Origin of the sequence: Microbacterium panaciterrae (genome assembly GCF_039541635.1) — a bacterium.
GTDB classification, from domain to species: domain Bacteria; phylum Actinomycetota; class Actinomycetes; order Actinomycetales; family Microbacteriaceae; genus Microbacterium; species Microbacterium panaciterrae.
In genome coordinates, this window is record NZ_BAABGP010000008.1 from 585,415 (window position 1) to 601,220 (window position 15,806).

Sequence of the window (15,806 nt, forward strand, 5' to 3'; positions counted from 1 at the left end):
AGACATCGCCACTACCGTGGAAGCATGCGGTTCGCTCATCTGCGCCGTCCCGAGTCCGACAGTCTCGCCCTCGCGGTCATCGACGCCGCCGGAGCTACCCTCGTCTCCGATCTCGTGGATCCTGCGCCTGCCACCCTCCAGCACCTCATCGACGGCGGGGACACGCTTCTCGACGCCGTGCGTGCCGCGCACGAGCGCGGCCAGGCCCCCGTGCACGCTCTCGACGGGTTCTCGTACGCCGCGGCGGTGCTCGCTCCGCCGGTCGTGCTCGCGGTCGGGCTGAACTACGCCGCGCACTCGAGCGAGCTGGGCCTGAAGACCGACACCGCCCCGACGGTGTTCACCCTCTGGCCGAACTCGCTGGCCGGACACGAGCAGACCACGTCGTGGCCGCGCGCGCTGTCCGAATCGGTCGACTACGAGGCCGAGCTCGGCGTCGTGATCGGAACCGCCGCGAAGGACGTCGCCGTCGAGGACGCACTCGACCACGTGTGGGGCTACACCGTCGTCAACGACATCACCGCCCGCGACATCCAGTTCGCGGAGGCGCAGTGGTCGCGCTGCAAATCGTTCGACGGGTTCTCCCCCACGGGTCCGGTCGTCGTCACGGCGGACGAGATCCCGGATCCGCAGGACCTGCACATCTGGGCCGTGGTCGACGGCCACACCGTGCAGGACGCCACGACCGGGCAGATGGTGCGTACGGTCGCGACCCTGATCGCGCATCTGTCCCGGTCCCTCACGCTGCTGCCGGGAACACTCATCTCCACCGGCAGCCCGGGCGGGGCCGGCTACTCGCGCGATCCGCAGATCTTCCTCCGCGACCGCTCCACCGTGACCGTCGGGATCGACGGCATCGGCGAGCTCACCACGCACTGCCGCATCCTGGACTGATCGCTCGCCGCCATGCACGCGAACGGCCCGCCGCTCCGGGGAGTGACGGGCCGTTCAGCGTTCGCCGTGAGCTCAGGCCCCGGCGTCGACATCCCGCGTCGGGAGCACCGGGATCGCCGCGGTGATCGTCTCCAGGCCCGACAGGCGGGCCGGAGACAGCTGCTTGGCGACCTCCTCGCGCGACATGAGACCCGCCTCGACCACCAGGTCGGCGACGCTGCGGTTGGTCAGCAGCGCCGTCTTGGCGAGGGCCGCGGACGCGGAGTATCCGATGAACGGGGTGAGCGCGGTGATCACGCCGACCGAGGAGCCGACCATGGCGCCCAGGCGATCGAGGTTCGCCGTGATGCCGTCCACGCAGTTCACGCGCAGCGTCCACATCGCCTGGCGCATCCAGGTGATCGACTGGAAGATCGAGTGCGCGATGACCGGCTCGAACGCGTTCAGCTGCAGCTGGCCGGCCTCCGCCGCCATCGTGACCGTCATGTCGGATCCGGCGACGGCGAACGCCACCTGGTTCACGACCTCGGGGATGACCGGGTTGACCTTGCCGGGCATGATGCTGGATCCGGCCTGCATCGCGGGCAGGTTGATCTCGCCCAGTCCGGCCTGGGGGCCCGAGGAGAGCAGGCGCAGGTCGTTGCAGATCTTGGAGAGCTTCATCGCGTTGCGCTTGAGCGACGACGAGAAGGACATGAAGGATCCGGTGTCGCTGGTGGCCTCCACGAGGTCGCTCGCCGTCGCGAGGTCGAGACCGGTGATCTCGCGCAGGTGCTTCAGCACCGCGGCCGCGTAGGCCGGGTGCGTCGTGATGCCCGTGCCGATCGCTGTGGCGCCCATGTTGATCTCGAACATGAGCGCGGCGTTCTCGCTGAGCCGGGTGTGGTCGAACCCCAGGGTCGAGGCGAAGCCGTGGAACTCCTGGCCCAGCGTCATCGGAACGGCGTCCTGCAGCTGGGTGCGACCGACCTTGAGCACGTCGTGGAACTCGCGCGCCTTGGCGAGGAAGGCGACGCGGAGGTGGTCGAGCTCGTCGAGCATGGAGCGCAGCGTCAGCGACAGGCCGATCTTGATCGCGGTCGGGTAGACGTCGTTCGTGGACTGGCTGCGGTTGGTGTGGTCGATCGGCGACAGGAACGCGTAGTCGCCCTTCTCACGGCCGGCGAGTTCGAGCGCGATGTTGGTGATGACCTCGTTCGCGTTCATGTTGGTCGAGGTGCCGGCCCCGCCCTGGATGACGCCGACGATGAACTCCTCGTGGAACTCGCCGTCGATCACCTTCTGCGCGGCGGCGGCGATGAGATCCGCTTTCTCCGGATCGAGGACCCCGATCTCCTTGTTAGCGAGCGCGCTCGCCTTCTTGACCATCGCGAGCGCCTCGATCAGCTCGGGATAGACCGAGATGGGGCGCTTGGTGATCGGGAAGTTCTCCGCCGCGCGGAGCGTATGGATCCCCCAATAGGCGTCGGCGGGAATCTCCTTGCTTCCCAGAGAGTCGGATTCGGTTCGGGTGACGGCAGGCGCAGCGGCGGCCATGGACACATCCTCGTGGGTGATGGCGAACAGGGAAGGGGGATTGCTCCCATCCTACCCGGCGCGCGATCACCGCCCGGGCTTGCGCGAGAACGCCTCCAGCCGTTCCCGGGGAGTGAGCGCGGCCATCCGTGCCACCCATTCCGGGGTGAAGGTCACCGCCGGATCGGCGTCCACGACCGGCACCACGGTGTGCGTGATCGTCTCGGGGCGCACGTGCACGAGCTGGAACGACTGCGCCGCGTCCATGCCGTTCACCCGGTCGGCGGGGCTGGCGACGTCCATCGTGTAGCACGTGGCGGAGGCGACGCTCACCGGGATCCCGGCGAACATGGCGTGCAGCGAGTAGTGCAGATGCCCGGCGAGGATCCCGCGGACATCGGATCCGCGCAGGATCCCGGCGAGCTCGTCCTGATGTCGCAGCTCCAGTATGTCGAAGAACGGGATGTGGCTGGGCACCGGAGGATGATGCATCGCGAGCAGAGTGCCGTGTGCGGCAGGCGTGCGCAGCTCGTCCGCGAGCCAGGAGAGCTGCTCCGCGTCCAGATCGCCGTGATGCCACCCTGGCACCGTCGAATCGAGGGCGATCACGCGCAGCCCGTTCAGATCCCACACCCCCGTGACCGGATCCTCGGTGGGTGCGGCGTCGAGCAGATGCTCGCGCAGCGCGGGCCGCTCGTCGTGGTTGCCTGCGACCCAGATCGCGGGCGCGCCGATCCGCTCGGCCACGGGATCGACCGCAGCACGCAGCCGCCGGTAGGCGTCGGGTTCGCCGAGGTCGGCGAGGTCGCCGGTGACGACGATGGCGTCCGCGCGCCCGGCTGCGCTCTCGATCGCGGCGAGCGTGCGATCGAGCGTGCGATCCACGTCGTAACGGCCGCCGAGTGCCGCGCCTCCCGCGAGCAGGTGCGGATCGCTCACGTGCACCAGAGTGTGCGTGGGCGGCGCGTAGCGGCCGAACTGCGGTGTGCCGAGAGGAGCGGACGGTGCCATCCGGTCAGGCTATCGGGCGGCGGCTCAGCGCACGACGATGAGCAGGATGCCGCCCACGACGGCGAGCAGGCAGACCGCGAAGCAGCCGTAGGCGGCCAGCAGCGCCAGCGTCCGTTGTCCGCCGCTGAGCGGGCTCTTCTTCGCCGCCTTCACCGCCGCCTTCGCCGCGCGACGGGCCTCCTTCTCCGAGATCACGGTGATCGCGTCGGTGAACTCGGCCGGGGTGACGACCGGGGATCTCCCCGAACGCACCATCATGCGCAGCCCGAGGGCGTAGAAGCCGACCACGACCACGGTGCCGACGAGCGCGGCGCCGAGCACCTGGAAGAATGCCTCCCAGTGGATCACGATGCTCATCGCGTCTCCCCCTTCGCCTTCGCCCGCTCCCTGGCGCGGCGCGCCCTGGCCTGTCGCGGAGTGAGCGGCGGCGCGTGCGGCACGTCGATCGCGTGCCCGGAGGCGGCGACCTCGCTGAACGCGTTGTTCGCCGTGACCGCGTTGCGTCGCGAGCGCAGGAACATGCCGACGATGAGCGCGATCGCCAGGATCGCGTCGATCAGCACGCCCCAGCCCCCGCCGACGCGCACGATCAGCGCCGCCAGGGCGCCGACGACCGCCGCCGCGGGGAGGGTGAGCACCCAGCCGATCGCGATGCGCCCTGCGGTGCGCCAGCGCACCGTGGATCCGCGACGGCCGAGACCCGAGCCGATCACCGAGCCGGAGGCCACCTGCGTGGTGGACAGCGCGAACCCGAGCGCGCTGGAGGCGAGGATCGTCGCCGCCGTGGAGGTCTCGGCGGCGAAGCCCTGTGCGGGCTTCACATCCGTCAGGCCCCTGCCCAGGGTGCGGATGATCCGCCAGCCGCCGAGATAGGTGCCGAGTGCGATCGTGACCGCGCAGGCGACGATCACGTAGATGTGCGGCTGGTGGTCGCCCTGCGCCTGCCAGCCGACCGAGATCAGCGCCAGGGTGATCACGCCCATGGTCTTCTGCGCGTCGTTTGTGCCGTGCGCGAGGGCGACCAGGGACGAGGTGAAGATCTGACCCCAGCGGAAACCGCTGCGCCCGTCGGGCTTGCCGTCGTAGCGGCGCGTGATCAGGTACGCCAGCTTGGTGGCGACGTAGGCGATCAGCCCCGCGGTGAGAGGTGCGATGAGCGCCGGCAGCACGACCTTCGACAGCACGACGCCGAAGTTGATGCCGCTGAGACCGACGCCGACCAGGGTGGCGCCGATGAGCCCGCCGAACAGCGCGTGCGAGGAGCTGGACGGCAGACCGAGCAGCCAAGTCAGCATGTTCCAGGTGATCGCTCCGATGAGGCCCGCGAAGATGAGCGACGGCAGCAGGTGCGCGGTGCTCGGATCCTCCTGGATGATGCCGCCGGACACGGTGGCGGCGACCTCCGTGGACAGGAAAGCGCCCACGAGATTGAGACCGGCCGCGAGGAGCACGGCGACTTTGGGCTTGAGGGCCCCCGTCGCGATCGGGGTCGCCATGGCGTTGGCCGTGTCATGGAACCCGTTGGTGAAGTCGAAGAAGAGTGCCAGCAAGATCACCAGCACGACGATGAGGGCTGCGGTTTCCACCGGTCGCTTTCGTGAAGTGGAGGGACGTGACGAACGAAGAGTTCACCGGGAGTACAGCATCCGTTAACGGGCCGTGTGAATCTTCCCATCCTGCCCGGTGCCGGTCAACTCGACCTCGGCTAGCGTGGGTGGGTGACCTCTGTCCCCTCTCCTGTCTCGTCCGCTCTCCCACCCGCGCCGCCCCGCGCCGCACGTCGCCCAGCGATCCGGAGCCATCACGGAGACGTGTTCGACGATCCGTACGACTGGCTGCGTGCCAAGGAGGATCCCGAGGTGATCGCGCACCTCGAGGCCGAGAACGCCTACACCGACGCACGGGTGGCGCATCTCGCGCCGCTGCGGCAGACGCTGTTCGATGAGATCAAGGCCCGGGTGCAGGAGTCGGACCTGTCCGTCCCCACCCGTCGCGGCGACTGGTGGTACTACGGCCGCACGGTCGAGGGGCAGCAGTACGGCCTGCAGTGCCGCGCCGCCGTCGCCTCCCCGGACGACTGGACGCCTCCGGTGCTGGATCCGGCCGTCCCGGTGCCGGGCGAGCAGATCCTGCTGGACGGCAACGTCGAGGCCGAGGGTCACGAATTCTTCGCGATGGGTGCGTTCGACGTCTCCGACGATGCGACCCGGCTGCTGTGGTCGACGGACTTCGAGGGCGACGAGCGCTACACCGTGCGAGTGCGCGATCTGGCCGCCGGTGAGACCCTGACCGACGAGATCCCCGGCACCTCCGGAGCGTTCTTCACGCCCGACGGCGCCTCGATCCTGTACACGACGGTCGACGAGTCCTGGCGGCCGGACACGCTCTGGCTGCACCGCATCGGCACGCCGGTCTCGGATGACGTGCAGCTGTTCCACGAGCCGGACGAGCGGTTCTGGCTGGGCGCCGGGATCACCCGCAGCCGGCGCTACCTGGTGATCGGCGTGGGATCCAGCATCACCAGCGAGGAGCATCTGGTCGACCTGAACGACCTCACCGCACCGCCGCGCGTGGTCTGGCCGCGCCGCGAGGGCGTCGAGTACTCCGTCGAGCATGCCGTGATCGACGGCCGCGACGAGCTGCTCGTGCTGCACAACGACGGCGCGCTGGACTTCGAGCTGGTGTCGGTGCCGGCGTCCGATCCCGCCGGCCCGCGACGCACGATCCTGGCGCACACGCCAGGACGGCGTCTGCTCGACGTGGACGCGTTCCGCGACGTCACGGTCGTCGCGTACCGCTTCGAAGGCCTCGAGCGGATCGCCCTGATGGATCCGGTGACCGGGGCGCTCGATGAGCTCGGCTTCGACGAGCCGCTGTTCTCCGCCGGCTTCGGCGGCAACCCCGAGTGGGCGGCGCCGTACCTGCGGCTGGGGTACGGCTCGTTCGTCACGCCGTCGACGGTGTACGACCTGGAGCTGAGCACCGGAGAGCTGCACCTGCGCAAGCGCCAGCCGGTTCTCGGCGGCTACGATCCCTCGGACTACGGTCAGCGCCGGGATTGGGCGATCGCGCCGGACGGCACGCGGGTGCCGATATCGCTGGTGTGGAAGCGCTCGTTCGGCGAGCCGGGATCCGAGCCGCGCCCCGTGCACCTGTACGGCTACGGCTCTTACGAGCACTCGATCGATCCCGGCTTCTCGGTCATGCGCCTGTCGGCCCTGGACCGCGGCGTCGTGTTCGCCGTGGCGCACGTCCGCGGCGGGGGCGAGATGGGCCGGCAGTGGTACGAGGACGGCAAGCTCGGCCAGAAGGCCAACTCGTTCACCGACTTCGTCGCCTGCGCCCGGCATCTCGTCGACGCCGGTGTCACCACGCCCGACCGCATGGTCGCGGAGGGCGGCAGCGCCGGCGGGCTGCTCATGGGAGCCGTCGCGAACCTCGCGCCGGAGCTGTTCAGCGGGATCCTCGCCTCCGTCCCGTTCGTGGACGCGCTGACGACGATCCTGGATCCGTCCCTGCCTCTCACCGTCATCGAATGGGACGAGTGGGGCGACCCCCTGCACGACGCGGAGGTGTACGCGTACATGAAGTCGTACACGCCGTACGAGAACGTGCGCGACGGCGTCGCCTATCCCCCGATCCTGGCCGTCACCTCGCTCAACGACACCCGCGTCCTGTACGTCGAGCCCGCGAAGTGGGTCGCGCGTCTGCGCGACGCCGGATCCGACGACGTCATGCTCAAGTGCGAGATGGTCGCCGGACACGGCGGCGTCAGCGGCCGGTACAACTCCTGGCACGAGCGCGCCTTCGAAATGGCCTGGATCCTGGACCGGCTCGGGGTCGCCGGGAGCTGAGGATCCGTCCCGAGATCAGGCGATGTGACCGAGATCAGGAGGATCCAGCCAGATCCTCCTGATCTCGGTCAACCTGCCTGATCTCGGCACGCGGGGCTTCGTCCTCCACAACGAGAAATCCCCCGTCGCCCCTGTGGACAGCAGGGACCGGGGCGCGAATCTGCCCCACTCTGGGCGGATGGACCTTCATACCTGGCTCGCCGAACATGGCGGCGTCGTGCACACCTCGGACCTCTACCGGGCGGGGATCAGCAAGCGTGCGATCGCCGAGGATGAGCGTGGAGGCGGCGTCGCGCGGGTCCGGCGGTCGTGGATCGTCCTTCCCGGGAGCGACCCGGCACGCGTGCACGCCGCGAGGATCGGCGGCCGCGTGACGTGCGTCACACAGGCGGCGGCGCTGAAGCTCTGGACCCCATCGGATCCTTCGACCCACGTCGCCGTCGCCCCGCACGCGTCGCGGCTCGAGCACGAGGGGATCCACCTGCACTGGGCCACCGGCCCGGCACCGGTCTCCGCGCGAGCGGTCGTGGATCCGCTCATCAACGTCCTGTTCCACGTCGCACGGTGCCAGGAGCCCGCGGACGCACTGGCGATCTGGGAATCGGCGATCCGCAAGAAGCAGATCGCGCTCGAGGTGCTGCAGGCCGTGACCTGGCGCTCCGCCAGCGCCCGCCGGCTGCTGGTCGCCGCAAGCGTCCTCTCCGATTCCGGCCTCGAGACGCATTTCGTCGAGCTCATGCGAGCAATCGGGGTCGTGGTGCAGCAGCAGGCCGTGATCGACGGTCACCGCGTCGACGCGCTCATCGGCGAACGACTCGTGGTGCAGCTCGACGGGTTCGAGTTCCACGGCAAGGCGAAGGATCGCCGGCGCGATCTTCGCGCGGACGCGCGCCTCATGCTTCGCGGCTTCGTGGTGCTGCGCTTCGATTACGCGCAGATCATGTTCACGCCCGAGTACGTGCAGGAGACGGTGCGAGCGGCGATCGCGCAGGCGCGCCATCTCGCGCGCCGGTGAATCCATGTTCCGAGATCAGGCGATGTGACCGAGATCAGGAGGATCCAGCCAGATCCTCCTGATCTCGGTCAACCTGCCTGATCTCGGGAACGGCGCAACGTGATGACGGTCACCCGAACAGTGCGGCGGCTTCCTCGTACCGCTGCAGCGGCACGGTGTTCAGCTCGCCGAGGGCCTCGTCGAACGGGACGCGCACGATGTCGGTGCCGCGCATCGCGACCATCTGCCCCCACGCCCGGTCGACGATCGCGTCGGCCGTGTGCAGCCCGAGCCGAGTGGCGAGCACCCGATCGAACGCAGACGGGGATCCGCCACGCTGGATGTGGCCGAGCACCGTGGAGCGGGTCTCGATGCCGGTGCGCTTCTCGATCTCCGGGGCGAGGAGCTCGCTGATACCGCCGAGGCGGGGCCGGTTGAACGCGTCCAGACCCTTGTCGCTGTACGCGTGGTCCATGCCCTTGAGGGTGAAGCCCTCCGAGACCACGACGAGCGGAGCGCGACCACGATCGCTGGCCGAGGTGACGAGGTCGCAGATCTCCTCGATCGACATCGGCACCTCGGGGATGCAGATCACATGCGCGCCCGCGGCCATGCCGGCGTGCAGAGCGATCCAGCCCACGTGCCGGCCCATCACCTCGGCGACCATGCAGCGCTGGTGCGAGTCGCCCGTCGTGCGCAGCCGGTCCATGGCCTCCGTGGCGATGTTCACGGCCGTGTCGAACCCGAACGAGTAGTCCGTCGCGCGCAGGTCGTTGTCGATCGTCTTGGGAACTCCGAGGACCGGGATCCCGTCGTTCGCGAGACGGTTCGCCGCTGCCAGCGTGCCCTCCCCGCCGATCGCGACGATCGCGTCGATGCCGTGCTTGGCGAGGTTCTTCGCCACGTTCTCCGCACCGCCGCGCGGACCCTCATAGGGATTGGTCCTGCTCGTGCCGAGGATCGTGCCGCCGACCTTGGAGAGACCCTTCACCTCGTGCCGGGTGAGCGGGAAGAAGTCCGCGTCGACGACGCCGCGCCAGCCGTCGCGGATCCCGACGAACTCGAGGTCGTACGTCGTGGTGCCCTTGAGCACGATGCCGCGGATGACCGCGTTCAGGCCGGGGCAGTCGCCGCCGCTGGTCAGGATGCCGATCTTCATGGGTCGTCCTCGGGAGGGATCAGGGGATGGAGGTTCGGCGCCGTTGCCTCGTTCGACCCTACTGCCCCTGAGCGGCGCGACGCCATTCGTGACCGTCGAAAAGCCGACTTCTTACTACCGTCCAGACGCACTTCACTCGTTCTTGACGAAGAACGGCGCCTCTCCCCCAACACTCGGGCGAAGAAGCGCCGTTCTTTACGTCTGGAAGCGATCTGGTTCAGTCGCCGCCCAGTGCCTGGCGCAGCAGGTGCATGAGCGCGGCCAGCTGCACCGGTTCGCTCTCCCCGTCCGGGACGGCCTCCCCGTCCAGGGCGCGCGCGGCGAGGCCCTGCTTCTGATCGATCAGCTCGGCGATCTTCGTGTCGAGCGTGTGCGCGGCGATGATCCGCCACGCGGTGACCGGCTCGTCCTGACCGATGCGATGCACGCGGTCGATCGCCTGGGTCTGCTCGGCAGCGGTCCAGCTGAGCTCGGCGAGCACCACGTTCGAGGCCGTCTGCAGGTTCACGCCGACGCCCGCGGCGGTGAGCGAGCAGACGGCGATGCCGACCTCGGGATCGCCGTTGAAGTCGTCGATCGCCTGCTGACGAACCGGCGTGGTCTGGTCACCGCGGATCGACACCGCACGGATCCCGGCCGCGGCGAAATGCGCCTCGGCCTGATCCATGACGTCGATGTGCTTGGCGAAGAACACGACCTTGCCCACGGATCGCTGCAGCTGCGCGGCGTAGTCGGCCGCGAGAAGCGCCTTGGCCTGGCCGATCTTGCGCACCATCGTGAAGACGTTGTCTCCTCCGGTGCCTGCCGCCTTCGACTCCTCGAGCTCGCCGTGCGCGACGAGACGCACGATGTCCTCGTCGATCTCCCCCTTCGACAGGCTCAGGGACCGGGCGTCGGCACGATCGCCGCGCGCCTCGATGATCCGGCGGTACTTCGCCGCCATCCGGGCGCCGAGTTCGCGCTCGGCCTGGCGGATCCCCCGGCCGAACTCGTCGTCCAGCTGCACCGGGAGATCCGCGATGAGCTTGTCCGGCAGGTCGGCGGCGACGTCCTTCTTCTTGCGGCGCACGATCCCCATCGAGATCACCGCGTCCCTGGCCTCGCCGTAGAAGGCCTTGTCCGCCGGGGTCAGACCGGTGGCGTCGAGCTTGTCGGCCAGCGGCGCCGACGGGCGCTCGCCGTTCGTCCACCCGAGGAAGCGCCAGATCGCGTCGAAGTCCTCGACGTCGTTGATCAGCGGCGTTCCCGTGAGCGCCATCATGAGCGGGTTGCCGCCCGGCGTCTGCTCACGGACCCGTGCGGCGAGGGCGAGCACGTTCTGCGAGCGCTGCGATGACAGGTTCTTGATGAAGTGCGCCTCGTCCACGACCATGCCGCGCAGGCCGATCGACCCGAGCCAGGACAGGTGACGGTCGAGGATCTCGTAGTTCACGATGAAGATGTCGGCGAACGCGTCGATGTCCTGCCCGTCACCCTGGATGACGGCGGCACGGCGCTGCGGCGTCCAGCGCTCGACCTCGCGGGCCCAGTTCATCTTGACGACGTTCGGCACCACGACCAGCAGCGGATAGGCGTGCGCGACGGATGCGGCCAGCACCGACTGCGCGGTCTTGCCGAGGCCCGGCTCGTCGGCGAGCAGGAACGAGCGGTGCCCTGCGCGCACGGACTCGACGAAGCGCGATTGGTGCACCATCACCTCGAGCCCCTTCGGCGAGAGGTGGTCGTATTCCGGCAGCGGCGGCAGCTCCATGGAGGCGACGGATCCGCCCGCGCCGGACTCGAACGCCTTGTACAGCGGACCCATGAGCTCCCAGCCGTCGAGGCGCCGACGGGGTGTGGACGCGGGCCGCGGCGTGAGATCGGGCGCCAGGAACGGGCTCGCCAGCAGCCGTGACTCCACGGCCGGAGGCGTGACCTGGCGCTCAGCGAGGGCGGCGGGCACGACCTGCGCCTGCTGCACCCGCGCGACATCGGCGATGACGAGCTCTTCGGGCGCGAGTTCGGCACCCGACTCGAGCAGCCAGTCACGACGCATGCGCTTGGCGACGGGGCTGGTCGCCTGATCCGCTTCGAGCAGCTGGATCAGGGAGGTGTCGCGGGCCGCGGTCTTCGCAAGAATCGTCGCGACGCCGTCGAGGCGCTTGAGCAGTTCTGCACGGGCGGCGTCGCCCAGCTCGCCGTCGGCCTTGACCCTGGCACGCTCCTCGCGCACGAGGAAGGCGATCACCTGGAACTTGACGCGGTTCGTGGGCCCGAGCTTTCCATGCTGGGCCTTGGCCTCGATCTCGCGCACTTTGCGCGCGAGGATCGGGATCAGGGGCGCGTCTTCATCACGACGCGATGTCCTCTTCCGCCGGGTGGCGGTGGTTGCCGTGCTCGGCATGCTCCTCCTGAGCGTGGATGCCGGCTCGCACCGAGCGAGCGGCGGGTGTCCGTGGAATGCGGTGTCCGCGGACGGGATGTGGCCAGACGGCTGCGACCGGTCCGGGCGGACGAGAACCCGTGCAGGTGTGCATCGCGCACGCCGATCGCAGCGGGTACGCGGTCAGTTTACGCCACGCGCGACCGGTTTCGGGTCACTCCGGGTGCGCGCCGGTCGGATCCGCCGTCGGCACGCCGAGCAGGATCCTCGCCTGCGCCACATCCGAGGCGATTCCGGCGATCAGCGCATCGATGCTGTCGAACGCGGTCATCCCGCGCAGCCGGTGCGTGAACTCCACGGTCACGTCGTGCCCGTAGAGGTCCAGGCCCGGTCGATCGATCGCATGCGCTTCGACCTGCCGCTCCGGGACGTCGTTGAACGTCGGGTTCGTGCCCACCGACACGGCGGCGGGATGCGCAAGGCCCGTGGTGTGGTCGACGAGCCTGCCGGCGTAGACACCGTCGGCGGGCACCATGTCGTCCAGCATGCGCGGGAGGTTCGCCGTGGGGAACCCGAGTTCGCGCCCCCGCTGGAGGCCCTTGACCACCTCGCCGCGCACGGAGACGGGACGGCCCAGCACGGTGGCGGCCAGCGCCACGTCGCCGGCGGCGAGCAGCTCGCGCGCCCAGGAGGAGGACGCGCGCCGGTCCGTTCCGGCGAGCAGGACGTCTTCGACCTCGTCCACGGTGAAGTCGTCCTTCGCGCCGAGTTCGCGCAGCAGTGCGGGCGTCCCGCTGCCGCCGCGGCCGAACCGGAAATCGCGGCCCACCAGCACGGCGGCCACATGCAGCGCGTCCACGAGGATCGTCTGCACGAAGTCCTCCGCCGGGCGCGCGGCCAGTTGCTCGTCGAAGGTCAGCACCAGCACGGCGTCGAGCCCGCATTCGGAGAGCAGTTCGATCTTGCGCTGCACCGTGACCAGGGCATCGGGGCAGCGGTCGGGGCGCAGCACGCTGAGCGGATTGCGGTCGAAGGTGACGGCCACGGTCTTCGCGCCGAGGGCGGCGGCATCCTGCACGGCCTTGCGGAACACCGCGCGGTGCCCCGCGTGCACGCCGTCGAACTTGCCGATCGCGGCGACCGTGCGTCCGAAGTCCGCGGGCACCTCGGACGGATCCCGGAACACGATCATGCGACGGCCCCGCTCACCGGCCGGTGCCGGACGAGCCACCAGAGGCCCGCCATCGGCAGGAACAGCGGGATCAGCACGTAGCCGAGGCCGAACTGCGACCACACCGTGGGGTGCTGGAACAGCCCGGGTTCGACCAGGCTGAGGGTCCCGACGACGAGCACGCCGAGCAGCTCGAACACGATCGCGATCCCGGCGACGCGATACCAGCCCGGCCGCCCCGCCAGGATCAGGGCCAGGGTGGCGACGATGTAGACGATCGCGGACACCGCCGAGAGCGTGTAGGCGAGGGGGGCGTCATCGAACGCGCGCACGATCTGCACGAACGATCGCCCCGTCGCCCCGAGCGCCATCACCGCATACACGATCACGAGCACGCGGCCGATGCCGCGCATGTGCGGGCGGACGGGAGCTGTGTCCTCTCCGACGGTCACGGGAACGGATCCGGCCGAGGCGGGATCCGGGGGAACAGGGGTGGGCGCGGTGCTCATTGCGGATCCATTCTACGGAGATCCGCAACCGCACAGCCCGCCGTCAGCTCCCGACCGGAGTCGTCCAGATCACCTGCATCCGCCAGATCATCACGGCCAGCGACAGCGCCACGGCCCCCATGATCACCGTGCTCCAGCGGGAGCGCTCGAGCAGCGCCCAGATCACGCCGCCGATCGGCAGCAGCACGGCGGAGACCAGGTACACGCCGTACTCGAGCGGATCTCCCTGGGCGGGGTTCCCGGAGAACGGCGACACGATCGCCATCACCACCTGCACGATCAGCAGCACTTCGATCAGTGCGAGGGATCCGACAGCCCAGTCGTTGGGACGCTTGCCCGCGAGGCCGAGGATCACGCACAGCAGCCCGGCGGCGACCGCGACCGCCAGCTGGATCACGGTGAACCACAGGATCATGATGCCCCTTCCGGCATGTTCATCGCGCTCTTCAGATCGTCCCCCCGATGCTCGATGACGCCGACCAGGACGCCGTCGGGATCGATCGCGGCGGCGCGCGGACCCTGCACCCTGGCTCGCTGTCCGATCAGGCGCTTGCCGTGCCGCAGGTCGACGGCCTCCTGCGCGCTCACTGCCAGCACGGGCAGGATCGCCGACGCGGCTTCCGCGGCCGACAGCGGCCGTGCGTCGGCGAGGCCGTCGAGCTCGGCGGCGCCCGCGACGTCGAACGGACCGACCCGCGTGCGCCGAAGCGCGGTGAGATGCCCGCCCACACCGAGGGCCGTACCGAGGTCCCGCGCGAGGGCGCGGATGTAGGTGCCGGACGAGCAGTCCACGACGACGTCCAGATCGCGCATCCCGTGGGCTGCCCCGGGACCTGTCGCGGGCCGGTCGTCGAGCACGTCGAACCGGGAGACGACGACCGCGCGGGCGGCGAGCTCGACCTCCTCCCCCGCGCGCACGCGGTCGTAGGCGCGGCGACCGTCCACCTTGATCGCCGAGACGGCACTGGGCACCTGCGAGATCGCACCGGTCAGCGCGGCGATCCCCTCGGAGATCCGCTCGGCCGTCACCGCGGCGAGGGCATCGGCCGAGGCGGCGGTGACGATGTCGCCGTCCGCGTCGTCGGTCGTGGTGTTCTGGCCGAGCCGGATCGTGGCCAGGTAGGTCTTGTCCGCGCCGACCACGAAGGTGAGCAGGCGCGTGGCCGCCTCGATCCCGACGACGAGGAGTCCGGTCGCCATCGGATCCAGAGTCCCGGCGTGACCGACCTTGCGGGTGCCGAACGCCCGGCGGGTGCGCGCGACCACGTCGTGGCTCGTCATCCCCCCCGGTTTGTCGACGAGCAGGATTCCTGAGGCGACCATGGTTCCAGCCTAGAGGCCCACCGCGGCACCTCCTGCTCGGCCCGCAGCCCCGCACCGCGGGTAGCGTGGTCCCGTGCCCGACTCCTTCGCCGCCGCGCTGATCCCCTGGTATCGGGCGCATGCCCGCGACCTGCCCTGGCGACGCGGGGAGTACCTGGAGCGCTATGGCCCGTGGGGCGTGCTGGTCAGCGAGTTCATGCTGCAGCAGACGCCGGTGAACCGGGTGATCCCGCACCTCGAGGCGTGGCTGACGCGCTGGCCGGATCCGCTCGCCCTCGCCGCGGCGAGCCCGGCCGAGGTGCTGCAGCAGTGGGCGAACCTCGGCTATCCGCGTCGCGCGCTCTGGCTGCACGGCGCCGCGATCGCGATCCGCGACGAGCACGGCGGGCGCACGCCGCGTGAGGTCGCGGCGCTGCTGGCCCTGCCCGGGATCGGCGACTACACGGCCCGGGCGGTCGCGGTGTTCGCGTTCGGCGACCGGCACCCCGTCGTCGACACCAACACCCGGCGCGTGATCGCCCGGGCCGTGCACGGCGTCGCACAGCCCGCCCCGCCCGCGCGCCGCGACCTGGACGACATGCTCACGCTGCTTCCGGACGATCCCGCGGACGCCGCCATCGTGAACGCCGCCACGATGGAGCTCGGCGCGACCGTCTGCACCGCCCGGACCCCGGACTGCGCGCGCTGCCCGCTCTCCGGGCTGTGCGCCTGGCGTGCGGTCGGCTTCCCCGAGAGCGAGGACCGGCGGCGACGTCAGGCGAAGTACGAGGGATCGGATCGGCAGGCGCGCGGCGGGGTGCTGCGGGCGCTGCGGCACGCGGACGGACATCGCCTGCCCGCCGAGACGGTGCTCCCGGACTGGCCGGACCCGGCGCAGCGCGATCGGGCGATCGACTCGCTCATCGCCGACGGGCTGCTGGAGGCCTCGCAGGGCGAGCTGATGCTGCCCCGCTAGGGCGTGTCTCCTATTAGGGTTGCCCAGGTGAGGCAGGCGTGTAGGACGGCGCCGGCGCG

Annotated in this window: 14 protein-coding genes; 4 read left to right on the forward strand and 10 right to left on the reverse strand. The window is 70.0% G+C overall.

Features of this window, described 5'->3' with window-relative positions; genetic code table 11:
• Positions 1–24 precede the first annotated feature (24 nt).
• The gene (locus ABD882_RS07810; protein WP_345185806.1) at positions 25–894 is read left to right on the forward strand and encodes a fumarylacetoacetate hydrolase family protein; all 870 of its coding nucleotides are present in this window, start codon (positions 25–27) and stop codon (positions 892–894) included.
• Positions 895–966: 72 nt separating this feature from the next.
• Here the strand turns inward: ABD882_RS07810 and ABD882_RS07815 are convergent, their stop codons facing one another.
• The 4 genes from ABD882_RS07815 to ABD882_RS07830 all read right to left on the reverse strand — a co-directional run bounded on the left by ABD882_RS07815 (position 967) and on the right by ABD882_RS07830 (position 5,006).
• Positions 967–2,430 carry an aspartate ammonia-lyase gene (locus ABD882_RS07815; RefSeq protein ID WP_345185808.1) on the reverse strand — a complete coding sequence of 488 codons (1,464 nt, stop codon included), beginning with the start codon at positions 2,428–2,430 and terminating at the stop codon, positions 967–969.
• A gap of 66 nt (positions 2,431–2,496) precedes the next feature.
• The gene (locus ABD882_RS07820) at positions 2,497–3,420 is read right to left on the reverse strand and encodes a metallophosphoesterase (protein ID WP_345185810.1); all 924 of its coding nucleotides are present in this window, start codon (positions 3,418–3,420) and stop codon (positions 2,497–2,499) included.
• A gap of 24 nt (positions 3,421–3,444) precedes the next feature.
• Positions 3,445–3,777 (reverse strand): peptidase, encoded by a 333-nt coding sequence (locus ABD882_RS07825; protein WP_345185811.1) that lies wholly within the window; start codon positions 3,775–3,777, stop codon positions 3,445–3,447.
• The gene (locus ABD882_RS07830) at positions 3,774–5,006 is read right to left on the reverse strand and encodes an inorganic phosphate transporter (protein WP_345185813.1); all 1,233 of its coding nucleotides are present in this window, start codon (positions 5,004–5,006) and stop codon (positions 3,774–3,776) included. The genes ABD882_RS07825 and ABD882_RS07830 overlap by 4 nt, the downstream gene beginning before the upstream one ends.
• A 132-nt stretch (positions 5,007–5,138) precedes the next feature.
• Here ABD882_RS07830 and ABD882_RS07835 point away from each other — a divergent pair, with 132 nt between their 5' ends.
• Together ABD882_RS07835 and ABD882_RS07840 are read left to right on the forward strand one after the other, a co-directional pair.
• Entirely contained in the window at positions 5,139–7,274 is a 2,136-nt protein-coding gene (locus ABD882_RS07835) for a S9 family peptidase (protein WP_345185815.1), read from the forward strand.
• 178 nt (positions 7,275–7,452) lie between these two features.
• The gene (locus tag ABD882_RS07840) at positions 7,453–8,289 is read left to right on the forward strand and encodes a DUF559 domain-containing protein (protein WP_345185817.1); all 837 of its coding nucleotides are present in this window, start codon (positions 7,453–7,455) and stop codon (positions 8,287–8,289) included.
• 109 nt (positions 8,290–8,398) lie between these two features.
• On the opposite strand, the gene ABD882_RS07845 is transcribed toward ABD882_RS07840, so the two are convergent.
• From ABD882_RS07845 to truB, 6 genes are all read right to left on the reverse strand, one after another.
• Complete coding sequence (locus tag ABD882_RS07845; protein ID WP_345185818.1) at positions 8,399–9,427, reverse strand: 6-phosphofructokinase; 1,029 nt, start codon at positions 9,425–9,427, stop codon at positions 8,399–8,401.
• 217 nt (positions 9,428–9,644) lie between these two features.
• The gene (locus ABD882_RS07850) at positions 9,645–11,810 is read right to left on the reverse strand and encodes a DEAD/DEAH box helicase (RefSeq protein ID WP_345185820.1); all 2,166 of its coding nucleotides are present in this window, start codon (positions 11,808–11,810) and stop codon (positions 9,645–9,647) included.
• Positions 11,811–12,003: 193 nt separating this feature from the next.
• The gene (locus ABD882_RS07855) at positions 12,004–12,981 is read right to left on the reverse strand and encodes a bifunctional riboflavin kinase/FAD synthetase (RefSeq protein WP_345185821.1); all 978 of its coding nucleotides are present in this window, start codon (positions 12,979–12,981) and stop codon (positions 12,004–12,006) included.
• Positions 12,978–13,373 (reverse strand): hypothetical protein, encoded by a 396-nt coding sequence (locus ABD882_RS07860; protein ID WP_345185874.1) that lies wholly within the window; start codon positions 13,371–13,373, stop codon positions 12,978–12,980. Before ABD882_RS07860 ends, ABD882_RS07855 begins: the two co-directional genes overlap by 4 nt.
• A gap of 139 nt (positions 13,374–13,512) precedes the next feature.
• A complete protein-coding gene (locus tag ABD882_RS07865; RefSeq protein WP_345185822.1) occupies positions 13,513–13,884 on the reverse strand; it encodes a hypothetical protein in 372 nt (123 codons plus the stop codon).
• Positions 13,881–14,792, reverse strand: coding sequence for a tRNA pseudouridine(55) synthase TruB (gene truB / locus ABD882_RS07870; protein ID WP_345185823.1), 912 nt, complete (start codon positions 14,790–14,792; stop codon positions 13,881–13,883). The genes ABD882_RS07865 and truB overlap by 4 nt, the downstream gene beginning before the upstream one ends.
• Before the next feature lie 73 nt (positions 14,793–14,865).
• Here truB and ABD882_RS07875 point away from each other — a divergent pair, with 73 nt between their 5' ends.
• Positions 14,866–15,747: an HhH-GPD family protein gene (locus ABD882_RS07875; protein ID WP_345185825.1), complete on the forward strand. Its 882-nt coding sequence runs from the start codon at positions 14,866–14,868 to the stop codon at positions 15,745–15,747.
• Positions 15,748–15,806 lie beyond the last annotated feature (59 nt).

Coding starts and splice junctions, on each gene's coding strand:
- ABD882_RS07815 (WP_345185808.1), bottom strand. CDS start 2,430: ATGGCCGCCGCTGCGCCTGCCGTCACCCGAACCGAATCCGACTCTCTG.
- ABD882_RS07850 (WP_345185820.1), bottom strand. CDS start 11,810: ATGCCGAGCACGGCAACCACCGCCACCCGGCGGAAGAGGACATCGCGT.
- ABD882_RS07845 (WP_345185818.1), bottom strand. CDS start 9,427: ATGAAGATCGGCATCCTGACCAGCGGCGGCGACTGCCCCGGCCTGAAC.
- truB (WP_345185823.1), bottom strand. CDS start 14,792: ATGGTCGCCTCAGGAATCCTGCTCGTCGACAAACCGGGGGGGATGACG.
- ABD882_RS07855 (WP_345185821.1), bottom strand. CDS start 12,981: ATGATCGTGTTCCGGGATCCGTCCGAGGTGCCCGCGGACTTCGGACGC.
- ABD882_RS07865 (WP_345185822.1), bottom strand. CDS start 13,884: ATGATCCTGTGGTTCACCGTGATCCAGCTGGCGGTCGCGGTCGCCGCC.
- ABD882_RS07820 (WP_345185810.1), bottom strand. CDS start 3,420: ATGGCACCGTCCGCTCCTCTCGGCACACCGCAGTTCGGCCGCTACGCG.
- ABD882_RS07860 (WP_345185874.1), bottom strand. CDS start 13,373: ATGCGCGGCATCGGCCGCGTGCTCGTGATCGTGTATGCGGTGATGGCG.
- ABD882_RS07840 (WP_345185817.1), top strand. CDS start 7,453: ATGGACCTTCATACCTGGCTCGCCGAACATGGCGGCGTCGTGCACACC.
- ABD882_RS07825 (WP_345185811.1), bottom strand. CDS start 3,777: ATGAGCATCGTGATCCACTGGGAGGCATTCTTCCAGGTGCTCGGCGCC.
- ABD882_RS07810 (WP_345185806.1), top strand. CDS start 25: ATGCGGTTCGCTCATCTGCGCCGTCCCGAGTCCGACAGTCTCGCCCTC.